Source organism: Microbacterium sp. NPDC012755 (assembly GCF_042901325.1).
Lineage (GTDB): Bacteria > Actinomycetota > Actinomycetes > Actinomycetales > Microbacteriaceae > Microbacterium > Microbacterium natoriense.
The window spans coordinates 3,315,978-3,330,852 of the sequence record NZ_JBIBCT010000001.1 but is presented as its reverse complement, the minus strand read 5'-3'; the positions used below and the strand labels follow the sequence as shown (position 1 = coordinate 3,330,852).

Sequence of the window (14,875 nt, the reverse complement as noted above, 5' to 3'; positions counted from 1 at the left end):
ATTCTCCTGGCTGCTTACTTCTGTGCTGCTTCGAAAAGGGTGAGCACGTCTGCCGACGAGTCGGTGATCGTCAGCGTGACGACCGGACGGCCGTGCTCCGCGAGCACCGCGGCGTCACCCGCGGCCTGCGCCTCGATGAGCTGACCGAACGTGAACGGCCGACCGGGGATCTCGAGGTCGACGTCGGTGCGCTCCAGGAGCTGGAGGAACACGCCCTGCGCCGGACCGCCCTTGTGGTACTGACCGGTGGAGTGCAGGAAGCGGGGTCCCCAGCCGAAGGTCGTCGGTCGACCGGAGTCGGCGGCGACGAGCTCGCGGAGGCCCTGCAGCTGCGGGACGTCGAGTCGGTTCACATAGGCCTGGATCGAGACGTAGCCGTCGTCGCCCAGTCGGGCCCACAGGGCGTCGAGGACGCCCTCGATCGTGCCTGAGGCGGCGAGCTCGGGGTCGGACACGCGGACCTCGACGCTGTTCTCGACGAACGCCGGAGCCGTGGCCTCCGGGCGGGCGTCCAGCAGACCGCGGGCAGCGATCTTGGCGGACTCGACGTCGGGCTGGTCGAACGGGTTGATGCCGAGCAGGTATCCGGCGATGGCCGTCGCATACTCCCAGACGATGAACTGCGCGCCGAGCGTGCCGGAGACGAGGATCTCGCCCTGGTGCTTCTCGCGGAGGTGGAACTCGTTCGCGTCATCGACCAGGCGCACGATCTGCAGGTCGGCGGGGTTCGCGTCGAGCTCCGGGGACACGGGCAGCAGGACGACGGGGAGGATGCCGGTGCCGTCCTTGCCCGTGGACTCCGCGATGAGCTGCTCGATCCAGTCGGGCAGGCCGTTGATGTGCGTGCCGTCGGTGATGAGCCCGAGCTTGTCACGGCGCGGGCTGGTGGCCGCGATCGCCGCTGCGAGGCGGAGAGCCGGGTTCTCGGCGGAGTCGACCGCGACCTCCAGCAGCGAGGCCTCGGCCTCGTCGAGCAGCTCGTCGATGTCGACGCCGGCGAGCCCCGAGGGGACGAGACCGAACGCGGTGAGCGCCGAGTAGCGTCCACCCACGTTCGGATCGGCGTTGAAGACGCGATAGCCGGCGTCGCGGGCCGAGGCGTCGAGAGGCGAACCGGGGTCGGTGACCACGATGATGCGCTCGACGGGATCGATGCCGAGGTCGCGGAACGCCGTCTCGAACGTGCGGCGCTGAGAGTCGGTCTCCACGGTGGAGCCGGACTTCGACGACACGACGAGGACGGTGCTCTCGAGCCCGTCGTCGAGGGCGGCGAGCACCTGCGCCGGCGAGGTCGAGTCGAGGATCGTGAGCGGAACGCCCGCCGTCTGCGAGATGACCTCGGGGGCGAGGGAGGATCCGCCCATGCCCGCGAGGACGACACGCGTGACGCCCTTCGCGGCGAGCTCGTCGCGCAGCGCCACGATCTCACCCACGAGGGGACGCGAGACCGACACGGCCTCGACCCATCCGAGCCGCACGGCGGCCTCGGACTCGGCATCCGGGCCCCAGAGGGTCGCGTCGCCCCCGGTGATGCGCGACGCGACGAGGTCGTGCACCAGTCCGGGGACGCTCTCCTCGATCGCGGCCTTCGCCGCGCCCGAGGCGTGCAGCGCGAAGGTCATCGCTGCGCCTCGAGCCCTTCGCTCACCTGGCTGAGCAGGTCGTGCCAGGAGTCGATGAACTTCGCGACGCCCTCGTCCTCGAGCACCTGGGTGACGTCGGCGAAGTCGATGCCGAGGTCGGCGAGCCCCGCGAAGACCGCACGGGCCTCCTCGTAGCCGCCCGTGATCGTGTCGCCGGTGACGACGCCGTGGTCGAACGTCGCCTCGAGCGTCTTCTCGGGCATCGTGTTGACGACGCCCGCGGCGACGAGTTCCGTGACGTAGAGGGTGTCGGGCAGGTTCGGGTCCTTGACCCCGGTCGACGCCCACAGCGGGCGCTGCGGGTTCGCGCCCGCGGCGATCAGCGCCTGCGCGCGCTCACCGGCGAAGGTCTTCTCGTAGAGCTCGTAGGCGAGGCGCGCGTTGGCGAGGCCGGCCTTGTTCTTGAGGGCGTCCGCGGCGTCCGAGCCGATGGCGGCGAGGCGCTTGTCGGTCTCGGTGTCGACCCGCGACACGAAGAAGGACGCGACCGACTCGATGGTCGAGAGGTCGATGCCCGCCGCCTTCGCGGTCTCGAGACCGGTCAGGTACGCCTCGATGACCTCGGCGTAGCGCTCGAGGCTGAAGATCAGCGTGACGTTGACGCTGATGCCCGCGCCGATCGCCTGCGCGATCGCGGGAAGGCCGGCCTTGGTCGCGGGGATCTTCACGAGCAGGTTCGGACGGTCGACCGTGGCCCACAGCTGCGTGGCCTGGGCGACCGTGCCGTCCGTGTCGTGCGCGAGGTCGGGGGAGACCTCGATCGACACGCGTCCGTCGACGTGGCCGGTGGCCTCCCACACGGGGCGGAACACGTCGAGCGCGGCGGCCACGTCCTGCGTGGTGGCCGCGAACACGGCCTCCTCCGCGGTCGCGCCGGATGCCGCGAGCTCGGCGACCTGCGCGTCGTACGACGTGTCGTCGGGGTTCGTGATGGCGTTCGCGAAGATCGTCGGGTTGGTGGTGACGCCCGTGACGTTGCGCGAGGCGATCAGCTCGGCGAGGTTGCCGGAGGAGATGCGGGTGCGGGACAGGTCGTCGAGCCAGATGCTGACACCGGCGGCTGCGAGGTCTGAGGTGGGGGTGCTCATGCGTTCTCCTTGATGGTCTCGCGTGCCGCCTGGATGACGGCTTCGGTGGTGATCCCGAACTTCTCGAACAGGGTCTTGTAGTCGGCGGAGGCGCCGAAGTGGTCGATGCCGACCGAGCGGCCGCGGTCGCCGACGATCCCGCGCCAACTGAGCACGGAACCGGCCTCGACCGAGACTCGGGCGGTGATGCTCTTCGGGAGCACGCTCTCACGGTACGCCTCGTCCTGCTCGGCGAACCACTCCAGAGAGGGCGCCGAGACGACACGGACGTTCACGCCCTCGGCAGCGAGCGCCGCGCGCGCGTCGACGGCCAGCTGGACCTCGGAACCGGTGGCGATGATGATCACGTCGGGGGTGCCGTTCGGCGCCTCGGCCAGCACGTACGCGCCCTTCGAGACGTTCGACGCGGAGGCGAAGGTGTCGCCGGATGCCGCGCCCTCGCCGCGCGCGAACACGGGGATGTTCTGACGGGTCAGGGCGATGCCGGTCGGGCCTCCCTGGCGGCGGAGGATCTCCAGCCAGGACGCCGCGGTCTCGTTGGCGTCGGCCGGACGCACGAGCGTGAAGTTCGGGATGGCGCGCAGCGTGGCGATCTGCTCGATCGGCTGGTGTGTCGGGCCGTCCTCTCCGAGGGCGACGGAGTCGTGCGTCCACACGAAGATGCTGGGCACGTCCATGAGTGCGGCCAGACGCACCGGCGGGCGCATGTAGTCGCTGAAGATCAGGAAAGTGCCGCCGAACGGACGGGTCGGACCGTGCAGCTTGATGCCGTTGACGATCGCACCCATCGCGTGCTCGCGGATGCCGAAGTGCAGCACGCGGCCGTAGGGGCTGCCCGACCACTCGTGGGTGGACCACTCGGCGGGGATGAAGGACTTGGCGTCCTTGATCGTGGTGAGGTTCGACTCCGCGAGGTCGGCCGAACCGCCCCAGAGCTCGGGGAGCTCGGCGGCGAGGGCGTTGATGACCTGGCCGGATGCGGCACGGGTCGACACGTCCTTGCCCGCCTCGAACACGGGGAGGGCCGCGTCGATGCCGGCCGGAAGCTCCTTGGCCTCCAGACGGTCGAGCAGGGTCTTGCGCTCGGGGTTCGCCGCCGCCCAGGCGTCGAACGACTCCTGCCAGGCCGCGCGGACCTCTGCGGAGCGTGCCGCGAGGCCGCGGGTGTGGGCGATGACGTCGTCGGCGACCGCGAAGTGCTCCTCAGGGTCGAAGCCGAGGACCTTCTTGGTCGCGGCGAGCTCGTCCGCGCCGAGGGCGGAGCCGTGGATCTTGCCGGAGTTCTGCTTTCCGGGCGACGGCCAGCCGATGATCGTCTTGAGGATGATGAGCGACGGCTTGTCGGTCTCGCCCTTGGCCGCCTCGATCGCGGCGTAGAGCTCGGCGACGTCCTCGACGTACTGGCCGGTCTTCTTCCAGTCGACGACCTGGACCTGCCAGCCGTAGGACTCGTAGCGCTTCGCGACGTCCTCGGTGAAGGCGACGTTCGTGTCGTCCTCGATGGAGATCTGGTTGGAGTCGTAGATCGCGATGAGGTTGCCGAGCTGCTGGTGGCCCGCGAGCGACGAGGCCTCGCTGGTGACGCCCTCCTGCAGGTCGCCGTCGCCGGCGATCACGTAGATGAAGTGGTCGAAGGGGCTGGTGCCCGCAGCGGCCTCGGGGTCGAAGAGGCCGCGCTCGTAGCGCGAGGCGTAGGCGAACCCGACCGCGGAGGCGAGACCCTGGCCGAGCGGGCCGGTGGTGATCTCCACACCCTTGGTGTGGCCGTACTCGGGGTGGCCGGGGGTCAGCGAGCCCCACGTGCGCAGAGCCTTGAGGTCGTCGAGCTCCAGTCCGAAGCCGCCGAGGTAGAGCTCGACGTACTGCGTGAGGGAGGAGTGGCCAGCGGAGAGGATGAAGCGGTCGCGGCCGAGCCAGTCGGTGTCGGCGGGATCATGACGCAGTACCCGCTGGTACAGCAGGTAGGCGGCCGGCGCCAGGCTCATCGCGGTGCCGGGGTGGCCGTTGCCGACCTTCTCCACGGCATCCGCCGCCAGCAGCCGAGCGGTGTCCACCGCGCGCCGATCGATCTCTTCCCACTGCAATTCCGACACGGTGAAGCCCTTCTCAACAGTTCGAGAGCGCCCGGTATGCACTGTCGCGGTCCGCAACGATACGGAAGGGGATGCTTGAGCGCCGGGCGCGCGAGTGTTTTCAGCATAGCGGTGCGTGTTACCGCGTTACATCGGACTACAACGCATTCAGGGGAGAGGAATTCCCCTGCTGGTGCGCGGACGGGCGGACGGCGGCTCTCGCCCCGTGCCCTAGACTGAAAGGGCTGCCCACGCGTGCCCGGAGGAGGCGATCGAGATCTCGACGATGTCTGATCAGACCGTTGCGAAGAAGTCCGTCGGTCGTACGGTGAAGGCCTACGTCGCCCTCACGAAGCCGCGCGTGCTCGAACTCCTCCTGGTCTCCACCGTCCCGGTGATGTTCCTCGCTCAGGGCGGTCTGCCGAACCTGTGGCTCGTCCTCGCGACGGTGATCGGCGGCTCCATGAGCGCCGGCTCCGCAGCGGCGTTCAACATGTACCTCGACCGCGACATCGACGCGCACATGCACCGCACCGAGAACCGGCCGCTCGTCACCGGCGAGATCACGCCGCGCGGTGCGCTCGTGTTCTCGTGGACCCTCGCCGTCCTCTCGACGGTGTGGCTGTACGTGACGACGAACTGGCTGGCCGCGGTGCTCTCGGCATCCGCCATCTTCTTCTACGTCGTGATCTACACGATGATCCTCAAGCGCCGCACGGAGCAGAACATCGTGTGGGGCGGCATCGCCGGATGCTTCCCCGTGCTGATCGGCTGGGCGGCCGTGACCGGCTCCCTGGACTGGCCGGCCTTCATCCTCTTCGCCCTGATCTTCCTCTGGACGCCGCCGCACTACTGGCCGCTCTCCATGAAGTACAAGGACGACTACGACGACGTCGATGTCCCCATGCTCGGCGTCACCCGCAACGCGTCGCAGGTCGGACTCCAGGTCATCCTCTACGCCTGGGCGACCGTCGCCTGCTCGCTGCTGCTCGTGCCGATCGCGAACATGGGGCTCGTCTACACCGTCTCCGCGCTCGTCTTCGGCGGCTGGTTCATCTACGAGTCGCACCGCCTGTACAACCGTGCGGTGCGGGGGACCGAGGCGCGTCCGATGAGGGTCTTCCACGCCTCGATCACCTACTTAACGCTGATCTTCGTCGCGGTCGCGATCGACCCGCTGCTCCCGTTCTGATCCTCGGTCGCGGAGTCCTCTGACGCGGTCTCCGCGACAGTCTCGGGATCGACGACCGACTCGGGCTCCACGGCCTCGAGCTCTGCCGACGCGACGTCCTCGGCGGGCGCGCTCTGAGCAGTCCAGTCGATGGCCTCGACGGCGACCGGCTGCGACGTCGGAAGGATCGACTGCACGGCGACGAGCGCGAGCGCGATCAGGATCCCGAGCACGCCGGCGCCGACGAGCGCAGCGCCGAACACGATGAGCGACTGCCCGACGTAGACCTCGACACCGGTGGCGGTGCCGTCGAGCAGCGTCGAGGTCATCGTGCTCAGCTGGCCCGAGATGATCCATCCGCCGACCGCCGCGGCGACGAGGGAGACGAGCAGGAGGAGCCAGAAGCCGATGCTGTGCGTGAGTGACTTTTTCATGCCGCCCACCTTGACGCAGCTTCTGTTGCGTCTCCGATGTGCCGTCTATGTGTCGGCTGGGCGGATCAGGATCGCGGCGATGCGGGGCGCTTGAGGTGGAGCACCACGACGGTGTAGGTCGCCGCCGACAGGGCGGCGAGCACCATGTGGATGCCGACGAGGATCTCCGGGAGTCCTTCGCGGGCCTGCCACACGCCGACCCCGACCTGCACGAGGATCGCCGCCACGAGGACGAGCAGCCATCTGCGGGGTTCGAGGCGCAGCGCCCAGGCGGAGATCGTCAGCACCGCGACGAGTCCGGCGAGGATGTAGCCCGGCCACGAGTGCACGTGCGCGAGGACGGTGGCGTCGAAGCCGTGACGGAGCACCTCGGCGTCACCGGAGTGCGGGCCGGAACCCGTGGTCAGCACGCCGAAGACGATCGTGACGGCGAGGGCGAGGCCGGTCACGTGCGAGAGGATCGCGAACCAGGCGGGCACCGCCTTCTCGCGCGGTCCGGGGACCGCGTACAGACGAACGAGGAACGCCGCGGTGATGCACACCAGCAGCAGCGACGACACGTAGTGGAAGCCGACGATGAACGGGTTCAGGCCCGTCCACACGGTGATGCCGCCCACGACGGCCTGCATCACGATGCCGCCGAGCACAACGATCGAGAGCACCCAGAGGTCGCGACGCCGGGCGCGGAAGCGGAGGACGAAGAACACCACGGCGAGTGCGAGGAGGCCGACCACTCCGGTCATGGTGCGGTTGCCGAACTCGATGATGCCGTGGATGCCCTGCTCGGGCGTCGGCACGAGCGACTCGGGCGTGCACAGCGGCCACTGCGAGCAGCCGAGCCCCGAACCGGTGAGGCGGACGGCCCCTCCGGTGCCGATGATGATGACCTCGGCGAGGAACGACAGCCAGGCCGCGACGGTCAGTCGGCGGCCGATCTCGGAGGGCAGCCAATCATGGACGCGGGACAGAAAGCCGGTCCTCGTTGCGGGGGAGTCGGCGGTGGCGGTGTCGGGCATGGGTCCTCCGGAACCCCCGTGACGCGGACATGACGGCCCGCACGTCTGAGGGAACCTGTAGAATCGGGGTGTTGGGATGCCCGCGTGACCGCGGAACGCATCCCTGACAGTTTAGGCGCGATGGAAGCGCCGGTGATGAGGGCCCCACCAGCGGCACCCGCTCCCGCAGACTCGACGGGGATCAGGTGTGTCGGGGCGGATGACACCGTTGAGGCCCAATAAGGAGAGTGTGTGATGTCGGATGTGCTGATCGACCGCCCGGAGCTTGACGGTCTGGGGGTGTACGAGTTCGGCTGGCACGATGCCGACGCCGCGGGAGCCGTGGCGAAGCGCGGCATCTCCGAAGAGGTGGTCCGAGGCATCTCTGCCCTCAAGGACGAACCCGAATGGATGCTGAAGACGCGTCTCAAGGGCTATCAGCTCTTCGGACGCAAGCCGATGCCGACCTGGGGCGCCGACCTCAGCGACATCGACTTCGACAACATCAAGTACTTCGTGCGCTCCACGGAGAAGCAGGCGCAGTCGTGGGAGGAGCTCCCCGCGGAGATCCGCGAGACCTACGAGCGTCTCGGCATCCCCGAGGCCGAGCGCCAGCGACTCGTCGCCGGCGTGGCCGCGCAGTACGAGTCCGAGGTCGTCTACCACCAGATCCGCGAGGACCTGGAGGAGCAGGGCGTCATCTTCATGGACACCGACACCGCGCTGCGCGAGCACCCCGAGTTCTTCGAGGAGTACTTCGGCACCGTGATCCCCGCCGGCGACAACAAGTTCGCGGCGCTGAACACGGCCGTCTGGTCCGGCGGCTCGTTCGTGTACGTCCCCAAGGGTGTTCACGTGGAGATCCCGCTGCAGGCCTATTTCCGCATCAACACGGAGAACATGGGCCAGTTCGAGCGGACCCTGATCATCGCCGACGAGGACAGCTACGTCCACTACATCGAGGGCTGCACGGCTCCGATCTACAAGTCGGACTCGCTGCACTCGGCCGTCGTCGAGATCATCGTGAAGAAGAACGCCCGCGTGCGCTACACGACGATCCAGAACTGGTCGAACAACGTCTACAACCTCGTCACCAAGCGCGCCGTCGCCCACGAGGGCGCGACCATGGAGTGGGTCGACGGCAACATCGGCTCCAAGGTGACGATGAAGTACCCGTCGATCTACCTGATGGGCGAGCACGCCAAGGGCGAGACCCTCTCGGTCGCCTTCGCCGGCCCCGGCCAGCACCAGGACGCCGGCGCCAAGATGATCCACATGGCGCCGTACACGCAGTCGTCGATCGTCTCGAAGTCGATCGCCCGTGGCGGCGGTCGCGCCGGCTACCGCGGCGAGGTGCGGGTGGATGCCGCCGCGCACCACTCCGCGAACACCGTGCGCTGCGATGCGCTGCTCGTCGACACGAAGTCCCGCAGCGACACCTACCCTGCGATCGACATCCGCGTCGACGACGTCCAGCTGGGTCACGAGGCCACGGTCTCGAAGGTCAGCGAGGAGCAGCTCTTCTACCTGCAGTCCCGCGGCATGCCCGAGGACGAGGCGATGGCGATGATCGTGCGCGGCTTCATCGAGCCGATCGCGCGTGAGCTGCCCATGGAGTACGCGATGGAACTGAACAAGCTCATCGAGATGGGCATGGAAGGATCGGTCGGCTAGTGACGGCCCCTACGACCGCGCCCGCAGAGGCGCAGCACACGAACGCGCACATCGACCCGGCCGCCCAGGTGGCCGACGCCGGTTTCGTCCCGGTGCAGACCCGCTCAGAGCGTCCGCACTCCTTCGATCCGACCGACTTCGGCGCCCCCTCGGGCCGCGAGGTCAACTGGAAGCACACCCCGGTCGCGCAGCTGAAGTCGCTCTTCGAGGTCGCCGCGCCCAACGACGGCGTCAGCTACGCCTTCCCCGCGGGTGAGGAGTACGTCGCGGCTCCGCTCGCGGCGGGCGACGCTCCGCGCGGTGAGGTCTTCCTCGCGGAGGACATCACAGCCGCCGTCGCCTGGCAAGGCGCCACCGAGGCTCTGCACATCCGCATCCCGCGCGAGGAGGAGGTCGCCGAGCCCATCCTCGTGCAGGTGACCGGACTCGGCGCCGGGCTCCGCGCTGATGCGCACATCGTGATCGAGGCGCTCGAGCACAGCTCCGCGACCGTGGTCCTCGCGCACTCCGGCTCGGCGCAGTACTCGCAGAACGTCGAGATCATCGCCCGTGACGGCTCCAGGCTCACCGTCGTGAGCCTGCAGCAGTGGCAGGACGACGCGATCCACACGTCGGCGCACCAGGCCCGCGTGGGCGCGGACGCGACCCTCAAGCACTTCGTGATCAGCTTCGGCGGCGCTCTCGTCCGGGTGAACCCGAACGTCGAGCTCGCGGGCAACGGCTCGGAGGGGTACCTCTACGGTCTCTCCTACGCGGATGCCGGTCAGCACCTGGAGAGCCAGGTCTACCTGCACCACAAGGGCGCCCACACCAAGGGCGACGTCCTCTACAAGGGCGCGCTGCAGGGCGAGGGAGCGCACAGCGTCTGGATCGGCGACGTGCTGATCGGCGCGAACGCGACCGGCACCGACTCCTACGAGGCGAACCGCAACCTGGTCCTCACCGAGGGCGCGCGCGCCGACTCGATCCCTAACCTCGAGATCGAGACGGGCGACATCCTCGGCGCCGGCCACGCCAGCGCGACGGGACGTTTCGACGACGAGCAGCTGTTCTACCTGCAGGCCCGCGGCATCTCCGAGGAGGAGGCGCGGCGCCTGGTGGTGCTCGGCTTCCTCAGCGACATCGTCCAGCGCCTCGGCATCCCGGCGCTCGAGACCGAGCTGCTCGCGACGATCGAGACGGAGCTCGCGGCGGTGACCGCGTGAGCGCCGAGCGCGTCTGCGGCGTCGCCGACCTCGAGACCGACATGCCGCTGCGGGTCGACCCCGCCGGCGTGCCGATCACCGTCATCAAGGACTCCGACGGCGTGATCCACGCCATCGGAGACACCTGCACGCACGGCGACATCTCCCTCTCCGAGGGCTTCGTCGAGGGCGACACCGTCGAGTGCTGGGCTCATGGCTCGGCGTTCTCGCTGCTCACCGGCAAGCCCCAGAATCTCCCCGCTTTCGAGCCCGTCCCGGTCTACGTCGTCGAGATCGACGGCGACGACGTGCTCATCGATCCGACTGTGACAAAGGAAGTTTGAATGTCTGTTCTCGAAATCCGCGACCTCCACGTGACGGTCGAGACGGAGGCGGGGACCACCCCGATCCTCAATGGAATCACCCTCACGATGAACACGGGTGAGACTCACGCCATCATGGGCCCCAACGGCTCGGGCAAGTCGACCCTCGCGTACACGATCGCCGGCCACCCGAAGTACACGGTGACCTCCGGCTCCATCACCTTCGACGGCCAGGACGTCCTGGAGATGAGCGTGGATGAGCGCGCCCGCGCCGGTCTGTTCCTCGCCATGCAGTACCCGGTCGAGATCCCCGGAGTCACGGTGACCAACTTCCTGCGCACGGCGAAGACCGCGCTCGACGGCGAGGCCCCCGCGATCCGCAGCTGGACCAAGGACGTCAAGCAGGCGATGTCGAACCTGCGCATGGACCCAAAGTTCGCGCAGCGCAACGTCAACGAGGGCTTCTCCGGTGGCGAGAAGAAGCGCCACGAGATCCTCCAGCTCGAGGTGCTCAAGCCGAAGTTCGCCGTCCTCGACGAGACCGACTCCGGTCTCGACGTCGACGCGCTGAAGATCGTCTCCGAGGGCGTCAACCGCGCCAAGGAGGCCACCGGTCTCGGCGTGCTGCTGATCACGCACTACACGCGCATCCTCCGCTACATCCGCCCCGACTTCGTGCACGTGGTCGTCGCGGGCAAGATCGTGGAGGAGGGCGGCCCCGAGCTCGCCGACCGTCTCGAGGAAGAGGGCTACGACCGCTTCCTCGACCCCACGGCTCCCGTCGAGGCGTAGGCTGACAGCCATGACAGCGACCCTCACGGACGAGAAGTACGACGAGGTCACCGAGGCGCTCAAGGACGTCATGGATCCCGAGCTCGGGATCAACGTCGTCGACCTCGGCCTCATCTACGATCTCGCTTGGGATGACGAGAACGACGCTCTCGTCATCCACATGACGCTGACCAGCGCCGGGTGCCCGCTCACCGACGTCCTCGAGGACCAGACGGCCCAGGCGCTGGACAACGTCGTCGATCGCTTCCGCATCAACTGGGTGTGGATGCCGCCGTGGGGTCCCGAGAAGATCACCGACGACGGACGCGACATGATGCGCGCGCTCGGCTTCGCGATCTGACGCGGATCGGAGCACTGCCGCGCGGCGGCCGACGCGCTCGTGCCTCATCGCCGAGCGCGCACCAGCGAGGGGAAGCCCGGAGGAACATGGTCGAGGTCGAAGCGCTGCCGTTGAGCGAGCTCCGTGAGCGCACCAGCGAGAAGTGGCGGGAGTATCCCGCCGACGTCCTGCCGCTGTTCGTGGCGGAGACGGACTTCCCGCTGGCGCCGACGGTGCAGGCGGCGCTGCGGCGCGCGATCGAGACGGGCGACACCGGGTACATCGCGTCGCGGGGCCCGCTGGCCGAGACGTATGCCGCGTTCGCGAAGCGCCGCTTCGACTGGGAGGTGGACCCGGCGCGCCTGCGGTCCACGGCCGATGTCAGCATGGGGATCGTCGAGATCCTCCGTCGCGTCGTGCAGCCGGGCGAGCGCGTGATCGTGACGCCGCCCGTCTACCCGCCGTTCTACGACCTCGTGGAGGAAGCGGGAGCCGAGGTGGAACGGGTGCCGCTCCGCGACACCGGCACCGCCTGGGAGCTCGACCTCGACGGCATCCGCTCTGCTTTCGAAGACGGCGCGCGGGCGATCCTGCTGTGCAACCCGCACAACCCGACCGGTACCGTGCACGACCGCGACGCGCTGGCCGCGCTCGCGGACCTCGCGGACGAGTTCGACGCCGCGGTGGTGTCGGATGAGATCCATGCGCTGCTCGCGCAGCCCGGCACCGGGTTCACGCCGTTCCTCTCGGTGAGTCCGGTCGCCCAGCGCGTCGGCTACGCGGTCGTCAGCGCCAGCAAGGCCTTCAACCTGGCGGGCCTCAAGTGCGCGCTGATGGTCACCGCCGACGACGCGACGACGGCTGTGCTCCGCTCTCTGCCGGTCGAGGTCGTCTGGCGCACAGGGCAGCTGGGTCTCCTCGCCGCCGTCGCCGCGTTCGGCGAGGAGAGCGACGAGTGGCTCGACGGTCTCGTGCGCACCCTCGATCGCAATCGGGTGCTGCTGGAGGACCTCCTCGCACGGCTCCTGCCCGGCGCCCGCTATCGCATCCCCGATGCGGGCTACCTGGCGTGGATCGACGTCTCCCGCCTCGGACTCGGCGACAGCCCCGCCCGCCGCATCCTCAAGGACGCGAAGGTGGCGTTGAACGCCGGATCGACCTTCGGTGCAGAGGGGGAGGGGTTCGTGAGGTTGAACTTCGGCACGAATCCCGAGATCCTCACCGAGGCCGTCGAGCGCATCGCCGCGCTCGTGGGCCGATGACGGAGACCGCGACCGCCGCTTCGATCTGGGACCGCGAACGCATCTGGGTCACCGTCGGCGCCATCGCACTGATCTTCCTCGGGGCCATCGAGGCTCTCGCCGTGACGACGGTGATGCCGGTCGTGAGCGACGCGCTCGACGGCCAGTCGCTGTACGCGGTCGCGTTCGCCGGCACGCTGGCGACGAGTGTGATCGGCATGGTCGCCGCGGGCGCCTGGTCTGATGCGCGGGGTCCGCGAGGCGCCCTCTACGTCGCAGTCTCGCTGTTCATCCTGGGGCTGTTGATCTCGGGCTTCGCCGTCACGATGCACCAGTTCCTGATCGGGCGGCTCGTGCAGGGGCTCGGCACCGGTGGCCAGACCGTCGCGCTCTACGTCGTGGTCGCGCGGCTCTATCCGTCGCAGCTGCACGGCAAGGTGTTCGCGGCCTTCGCGGCGGCCTGGGTCGTGCCGTCGATGATCGGTCCGTTCCTGGCCGGCGCCGTCGCGGAGTACGTCGACTGGCGCTGGACGTTCCTCGGCGTGGCCGTGCTCACCGCTGCGGCTTTCCTGACCATCGCGGTCCGTCTGCGCGGAGTCGACCTCGGCCACGGTGAGCCGCAGGATCGACGGGCGCTCGTCACTCGGCTCCTGCTCGCCGTCGTCGTCGCCGTGCTCGCCGTTCTCGTCGGATTCGCTGCCGAGATGGAGCCGGGCATCGGCTGGCCGGTCGCAGCGGGCGCGGTCCTGCTGATCGGTTTCGCGGTGCTGCCGCTGCTGCCGCGGGGCACGTTGCGGTCGCGGCACGGACTGCCCAGCGTCGTCCTGATGCGCGGGATCGCCTCCGGAGCGTTCTTCGCCTCCGAGGCGTATGTGCCGTACCTGCTCATGGAGCGCTTCGGGTTCACGGCGACCTGGGCTGGCGTCGGCCTCATGCTCTCGGCGTTCGCGTGGGCTGGAGCCTCTGAGCTGCAGGGCCGGTTCGGGGAGCGGCTCGGAAATCGCAGGATCGCGGTGATCAGCACCGGGCTCATCGTGCTGGCGCTGCTGTGCGTGCTCTCGGCCGCGCTGCTCGGCCTCTCACCGGTTCTCGTGATCGTCGGATGGGGCTTCGCGGGCGGCGGCATGGGGCTCCTCTATCCGCGCCTCACGGTCTTGACGCTCGCGTACTCCGACGAGACCAACCAGGGTTTCAACTCCTCGGCGCTGTCGATCGCGGACTCGACCGGTTCCGCCGTCGCGATCGCCCTCGCCGGATTGGGCGTTGCGACGCTGGGCGGGGGCGCCGGCGCCTTCGGCGCGGTGTTCGTCTTCGGGATCGCGCTGGCGGTGGTGGCCGTGGTGCCCGGTCTCAGACTCGGTCACGCGGCGGAGACGCCGCTGCGCTGACCTCTCCGGCGAGTGCACGCACGCCGAGGTCGAAGACGAGGTCGAGTCCGGCCGTGACGTCGATCTCGTCGCCCGTGTTCGCCGCGCCGTGACTGTCGGCGTGCATGCGCTGCTGCACGAGCGTGGAGTGGCCGAGCACGAAGTGCAGGATGGCGGTGGCCCGATCCTGCGCATCGGGCAGGCCGCCGAGAGCCTCTTCGAGGGCCGTCTGCGCGTAGGAGGATCCCAGGCGCAGCGCATAGGTGCTGAGCACCAGTTCGGCGCCGTCGCGGTATGCGAAGAGCGCGTCGCGGATGCTCCGCGCGATCGTGAGCACGTCGGCGTCGTCGCGGGGGATCCCGGCCGTGATGCGGTCGGCGAGGACCGCGAGGAGCTCCTGCTTGCTCTGGAAGTGCCAGTACAGCGCGCTCGGCTGGACGTCCAGCCGCCCGGCGATGCGTCTCATCGACAGATCGGCGAGCCCGACCTCGTCGAGCAGGGCGAGCGCTGCACTGGCGACCCCATCGCGGTCGTGACGGACGGAGTTGTGGTCGGGACTCATGACCCCACTA

Annotated in this window: 14 protein-coding genes; 8 read left to right on the top strand and 6 right to left on the bottom strand. The window is 68.9% G+C overall.

Going from position 1 to position 14,875, the window contains the following annotated elements; genetic code table 11:
* Positions 1–14: 14 nt before the first annotated feature.
* Genes ACFY5A_RS15580 through tkt form a run of 3 tightly spaced genes read right to left on the bottom strand, consistent with a single transcriptional unit; the run spans position 15 to position 4,824 of the window.
* Positions 15–1,622, bottom strand: a complete 1,608-nt coding sequence (locus tag ACFY5A_RS15580) for a glucose-6-phosphate isomerase (RefSeq protein WP_387235333.1) — start codon at positions 1,620–1,622, stop codon at positions 15–17.
* Positions 1,619–2,731, bottom strand: a complete 1,113-nt coding sequence (tal, locus tag ACFY5A_RS15575) for a transaldolase (RefSeq protein ID WP_386952090.1) — start codon at positions 2,729–2,731, stop codon at positions 1,619–1,621. Before tal ends, ACFY5A_RS15580 begins: the two co-directional genes overlap by 4 nt.
* Positions 2,728–4,824 carry a transketolase gene (tkt, locus tag ACFY5A_RS15570; protein WP_105672982.1) on the bottom strand — a complete coding sequence of 699 codons (2,097 nt, stop codon included), beginning with the start codon at positions 4,822–4,824 and terminating at the stop codon, positions 2,728–2,730. The genes tal and tkt overlap by 4 nt, the downstream gene beginning before the upstream one ends.
* 265 nt (positions 4,825–5,089) lie before the next feature.
* Here tkt and ACFY5A_RS15565 point away from each other — a divergent pair, with 265 nt between their 5' ends.
* Entirely contained in the window at positions 5,090–5,995 is a 906-nt protein-coding gene (locus tag ACFY5A_RS15565; RefSeq protein ID WP_341942003.1) for a heme o synthase, read from the top strand.
* Here the strand turns inward: ACFY5A_RS15565 and ACFY5A_RS15560 are convergent.
* On the bottom strand, positions 5,941–6,408 hold the full coding sequence (locus tag ACFY5A_RS15560; RefSeq protein WP_341942004.1) for a hypothetical protein: 468 nt from the start codon (positions 6,406–6,408) through the stop codon (positions 5,941–5,943). The genes ACFY5A_RS15565 and ACFY5A_RS15560 overlap by 55 nt on opposite strands.
* Before the next feature lie 65 nt (positions 6,409–6,473).
* The gene (locus ACFY5A_RS15555; RefSeq protein WP_341942005.1) at positions 6,474–7,424 is read right to left on the bottom strand and encodes a COX15/CtaA family protein; all 951 of its coding nucleotides are present in this window, start codon (positions 7,422–7,424) and stop codon (positions 6,474–6,476) included.
* Between the two features lie 234 nt (positions 7,425–7,658).
* Between ACFY5A_RS15555 and sufB the strand changes: the two genes are divergently transcribed.
* The 7 genes from sufB to ACFY5A_RS15520 all read left to right on the top strand — a co-directional run bounded on the left by sufB (position 7,659) and on the right by ACFY5A_RS15520 (position 14,324).
* Entirely contained in the window at positions 7,659–9,077 is a 1,419-nt protein-coding gene (gene sufB / locus ACFY5A_RS15550) for a Fe-S cluster assembly protein SufB (RefSeq protein WP_105672986.1), read from the top strand.
* Positions 9,077–10,282, top strand: a complete 1,206-nt coding sequence (gene sufD, locus ACFY5A_RS15545) for a Fe-S cluster assembly protein SufD (protein WP_387235328.1) — start codon at positions 9,077–9,079, stop codon at positions 10,280–10,282. The genes sufB and sufD overlap by 1 nt, the downstream gene beginning before the upstream one ends.
* Positions 10,279–10,605, top strand: a complete 327-nt coding sequence (locus ACFY5A_RS15540) for a non-heme iron oxygenase ferredoxin subunit (protein WP_105672988.1) — start codon at positions 10,279–10,281, stop codon at positions 10,603–10,605. Before sufD ends, ACFY5A_RS15540 begins: the two co-directional genes overlap by 4 nt.
* Positions 10,606–11,376, top strand: coding sequence for a Fe-S cluster assembly ATPase SufC (gene sufC, locus ACFY5A_RS15535; protein ID WP_105672989.1), 771 nt, complete (start codon positions 10,606–10,608; stop codon positions 11,374–11,376).
* Positions 11,377–11,386: 10 nt separating this feature from the next.
* Complete coding sequence (locus ACFY5A_RS15530; RefSeq protein ID WP_105672990.1) at positions 11,387–11,716, top strand: metal-sulfur cluster assembly factor; 330 nt, start codon at positions 11,387–11,389, stop codon at positions 11,714–11,716.
* Between the two features lie 86 nt (positions 11,717–11,802).
* Positions 11,803–12,957, top strand: coding sequence for an aminotransferase class I/II-fold pyridoxal phosphate-dependent enzyme (locus tag ACFY5A_RS15525; RefSeq protein ID WP_341942007.1), 1,155 nt, complete (start codon positions 11,803–11,805; stop codon positions 12,955–12,957).
* The gene (locus tag ACFY5A_RS15520; protein WP_341942008.1) at positions 12,954–14,324 is read left to right on the top strand and encodes an MFS transporter; all 1,371 of its coding nucleotides are present in this window, start codon (positions 12,954–12,956) and stop codon (positions 14,322–14,324) included. The genes ACFY5A_RS15525 and ACFY5A_RS15520 overlap by 4 nt, the downstream gene beginning before the upstream one ends.
* Here ACFY5A_RS15520 and ACFY5A_RS15515 read toward each other — a convergent pair.
* Positions 14,287–14,865, bottom strand: a complete 579-nt coding sequence (locus ACFY5A_RS15515; RefSeq protein ID WP_387235323.1) for a TetR family transcriptional regulator — start codon at positions 14,863–14,865, stop codon at positions 14,287–14,289. The two genes, ACFY5A_RS15520 and ACFY5A_RS15515, sit on opposite strands and share 38 nt — an antisense overlap.
* Positions 14,866–14,875: the final 10 nt, after the last annotated feature.

Excerpts from the sequence above, each read along its gene's own strand:
- ACFY5A_RS15560 (WP_341942004.1), bottom strand. The coding sequence starts at position 6,408 with ATGAAAAAGTCACTCACGCACAGCATCGGCTTCTGGCTCCTCCTGCTC.
- ACFY5A_RS15525 (WP_341942007.1), top strand. The coding sequence starts at position 11,803 with ATGGTCGAGGTCGAAGCGCTGCCGTTGAGCGAGCTCCGTGAGCGCACC.
- ACFY5A_RS15520 (WP_341942008.1), top strand. The coding sequence starts at position 12,954 with ATGACGGAGACCGCGACCGCCGCTTCGATCTGGGACCGCGAACGCATC.
- ACFY5A_RS15555 (WP_341942005.1), bottom strand. The coding sequence starts at position 7,424 with ATGCCCGACACCGCCACCGCCGACTCCCCCGCAACGAGGACCGGCTTT.
- tal (WP_386952090.1), bottom strand. The coding sequence starts at position 2,731 with ATGAGCACCCCCACCTCAGACCTCGCAGCCGCCGGTGTCAGCATCTGG.
- ACFY5A_RS15580 (WP_387235333.1), bottom strand. The coding sequence starts at position 1,622 with ATGACCTTCGCGCTGCACGCCTCGGGCGCGGCGAAGGCCGCGATCGAG.
- ACFY5A_RS15565 (WP_341942003.1), top strand. The coding sequence starts at position 5,090 with ATGTCTGATCAGACCGTTGCGAAGAAGTCCGTCGGTCGTACGGTGAAG.
- ACFY5A_RS15515 (WP_387235323.1), bottom strand. The coding sequence starts at position 14,865 with ATGAGTCCCGACCACAACTCCGTCCGTCACGACCGCGATGGGGTCGCC.
- sufB (WP_105672986.1), top strand. The coding sequence starts at position 7,659 with ATGTCGGATGTGCTGATCGACCGCCCGGAGCTTGACGGTCTGGGGGTG.
- sufC (WP_105672989.1), top strand. The coding sequence starts at position 10,606 with ATGTCTGTTCTCGAAATCCGCGACCTCCACGTGACGGTCGAGACGGAG.
- ACFY5A_RS15530 (WP_105672990.1), top strand. The coding sequence starts at position 11,387 with ATGACAGCGACCCTCACGGACGAGAAGTACGACGAGGTCACCGAGGCG.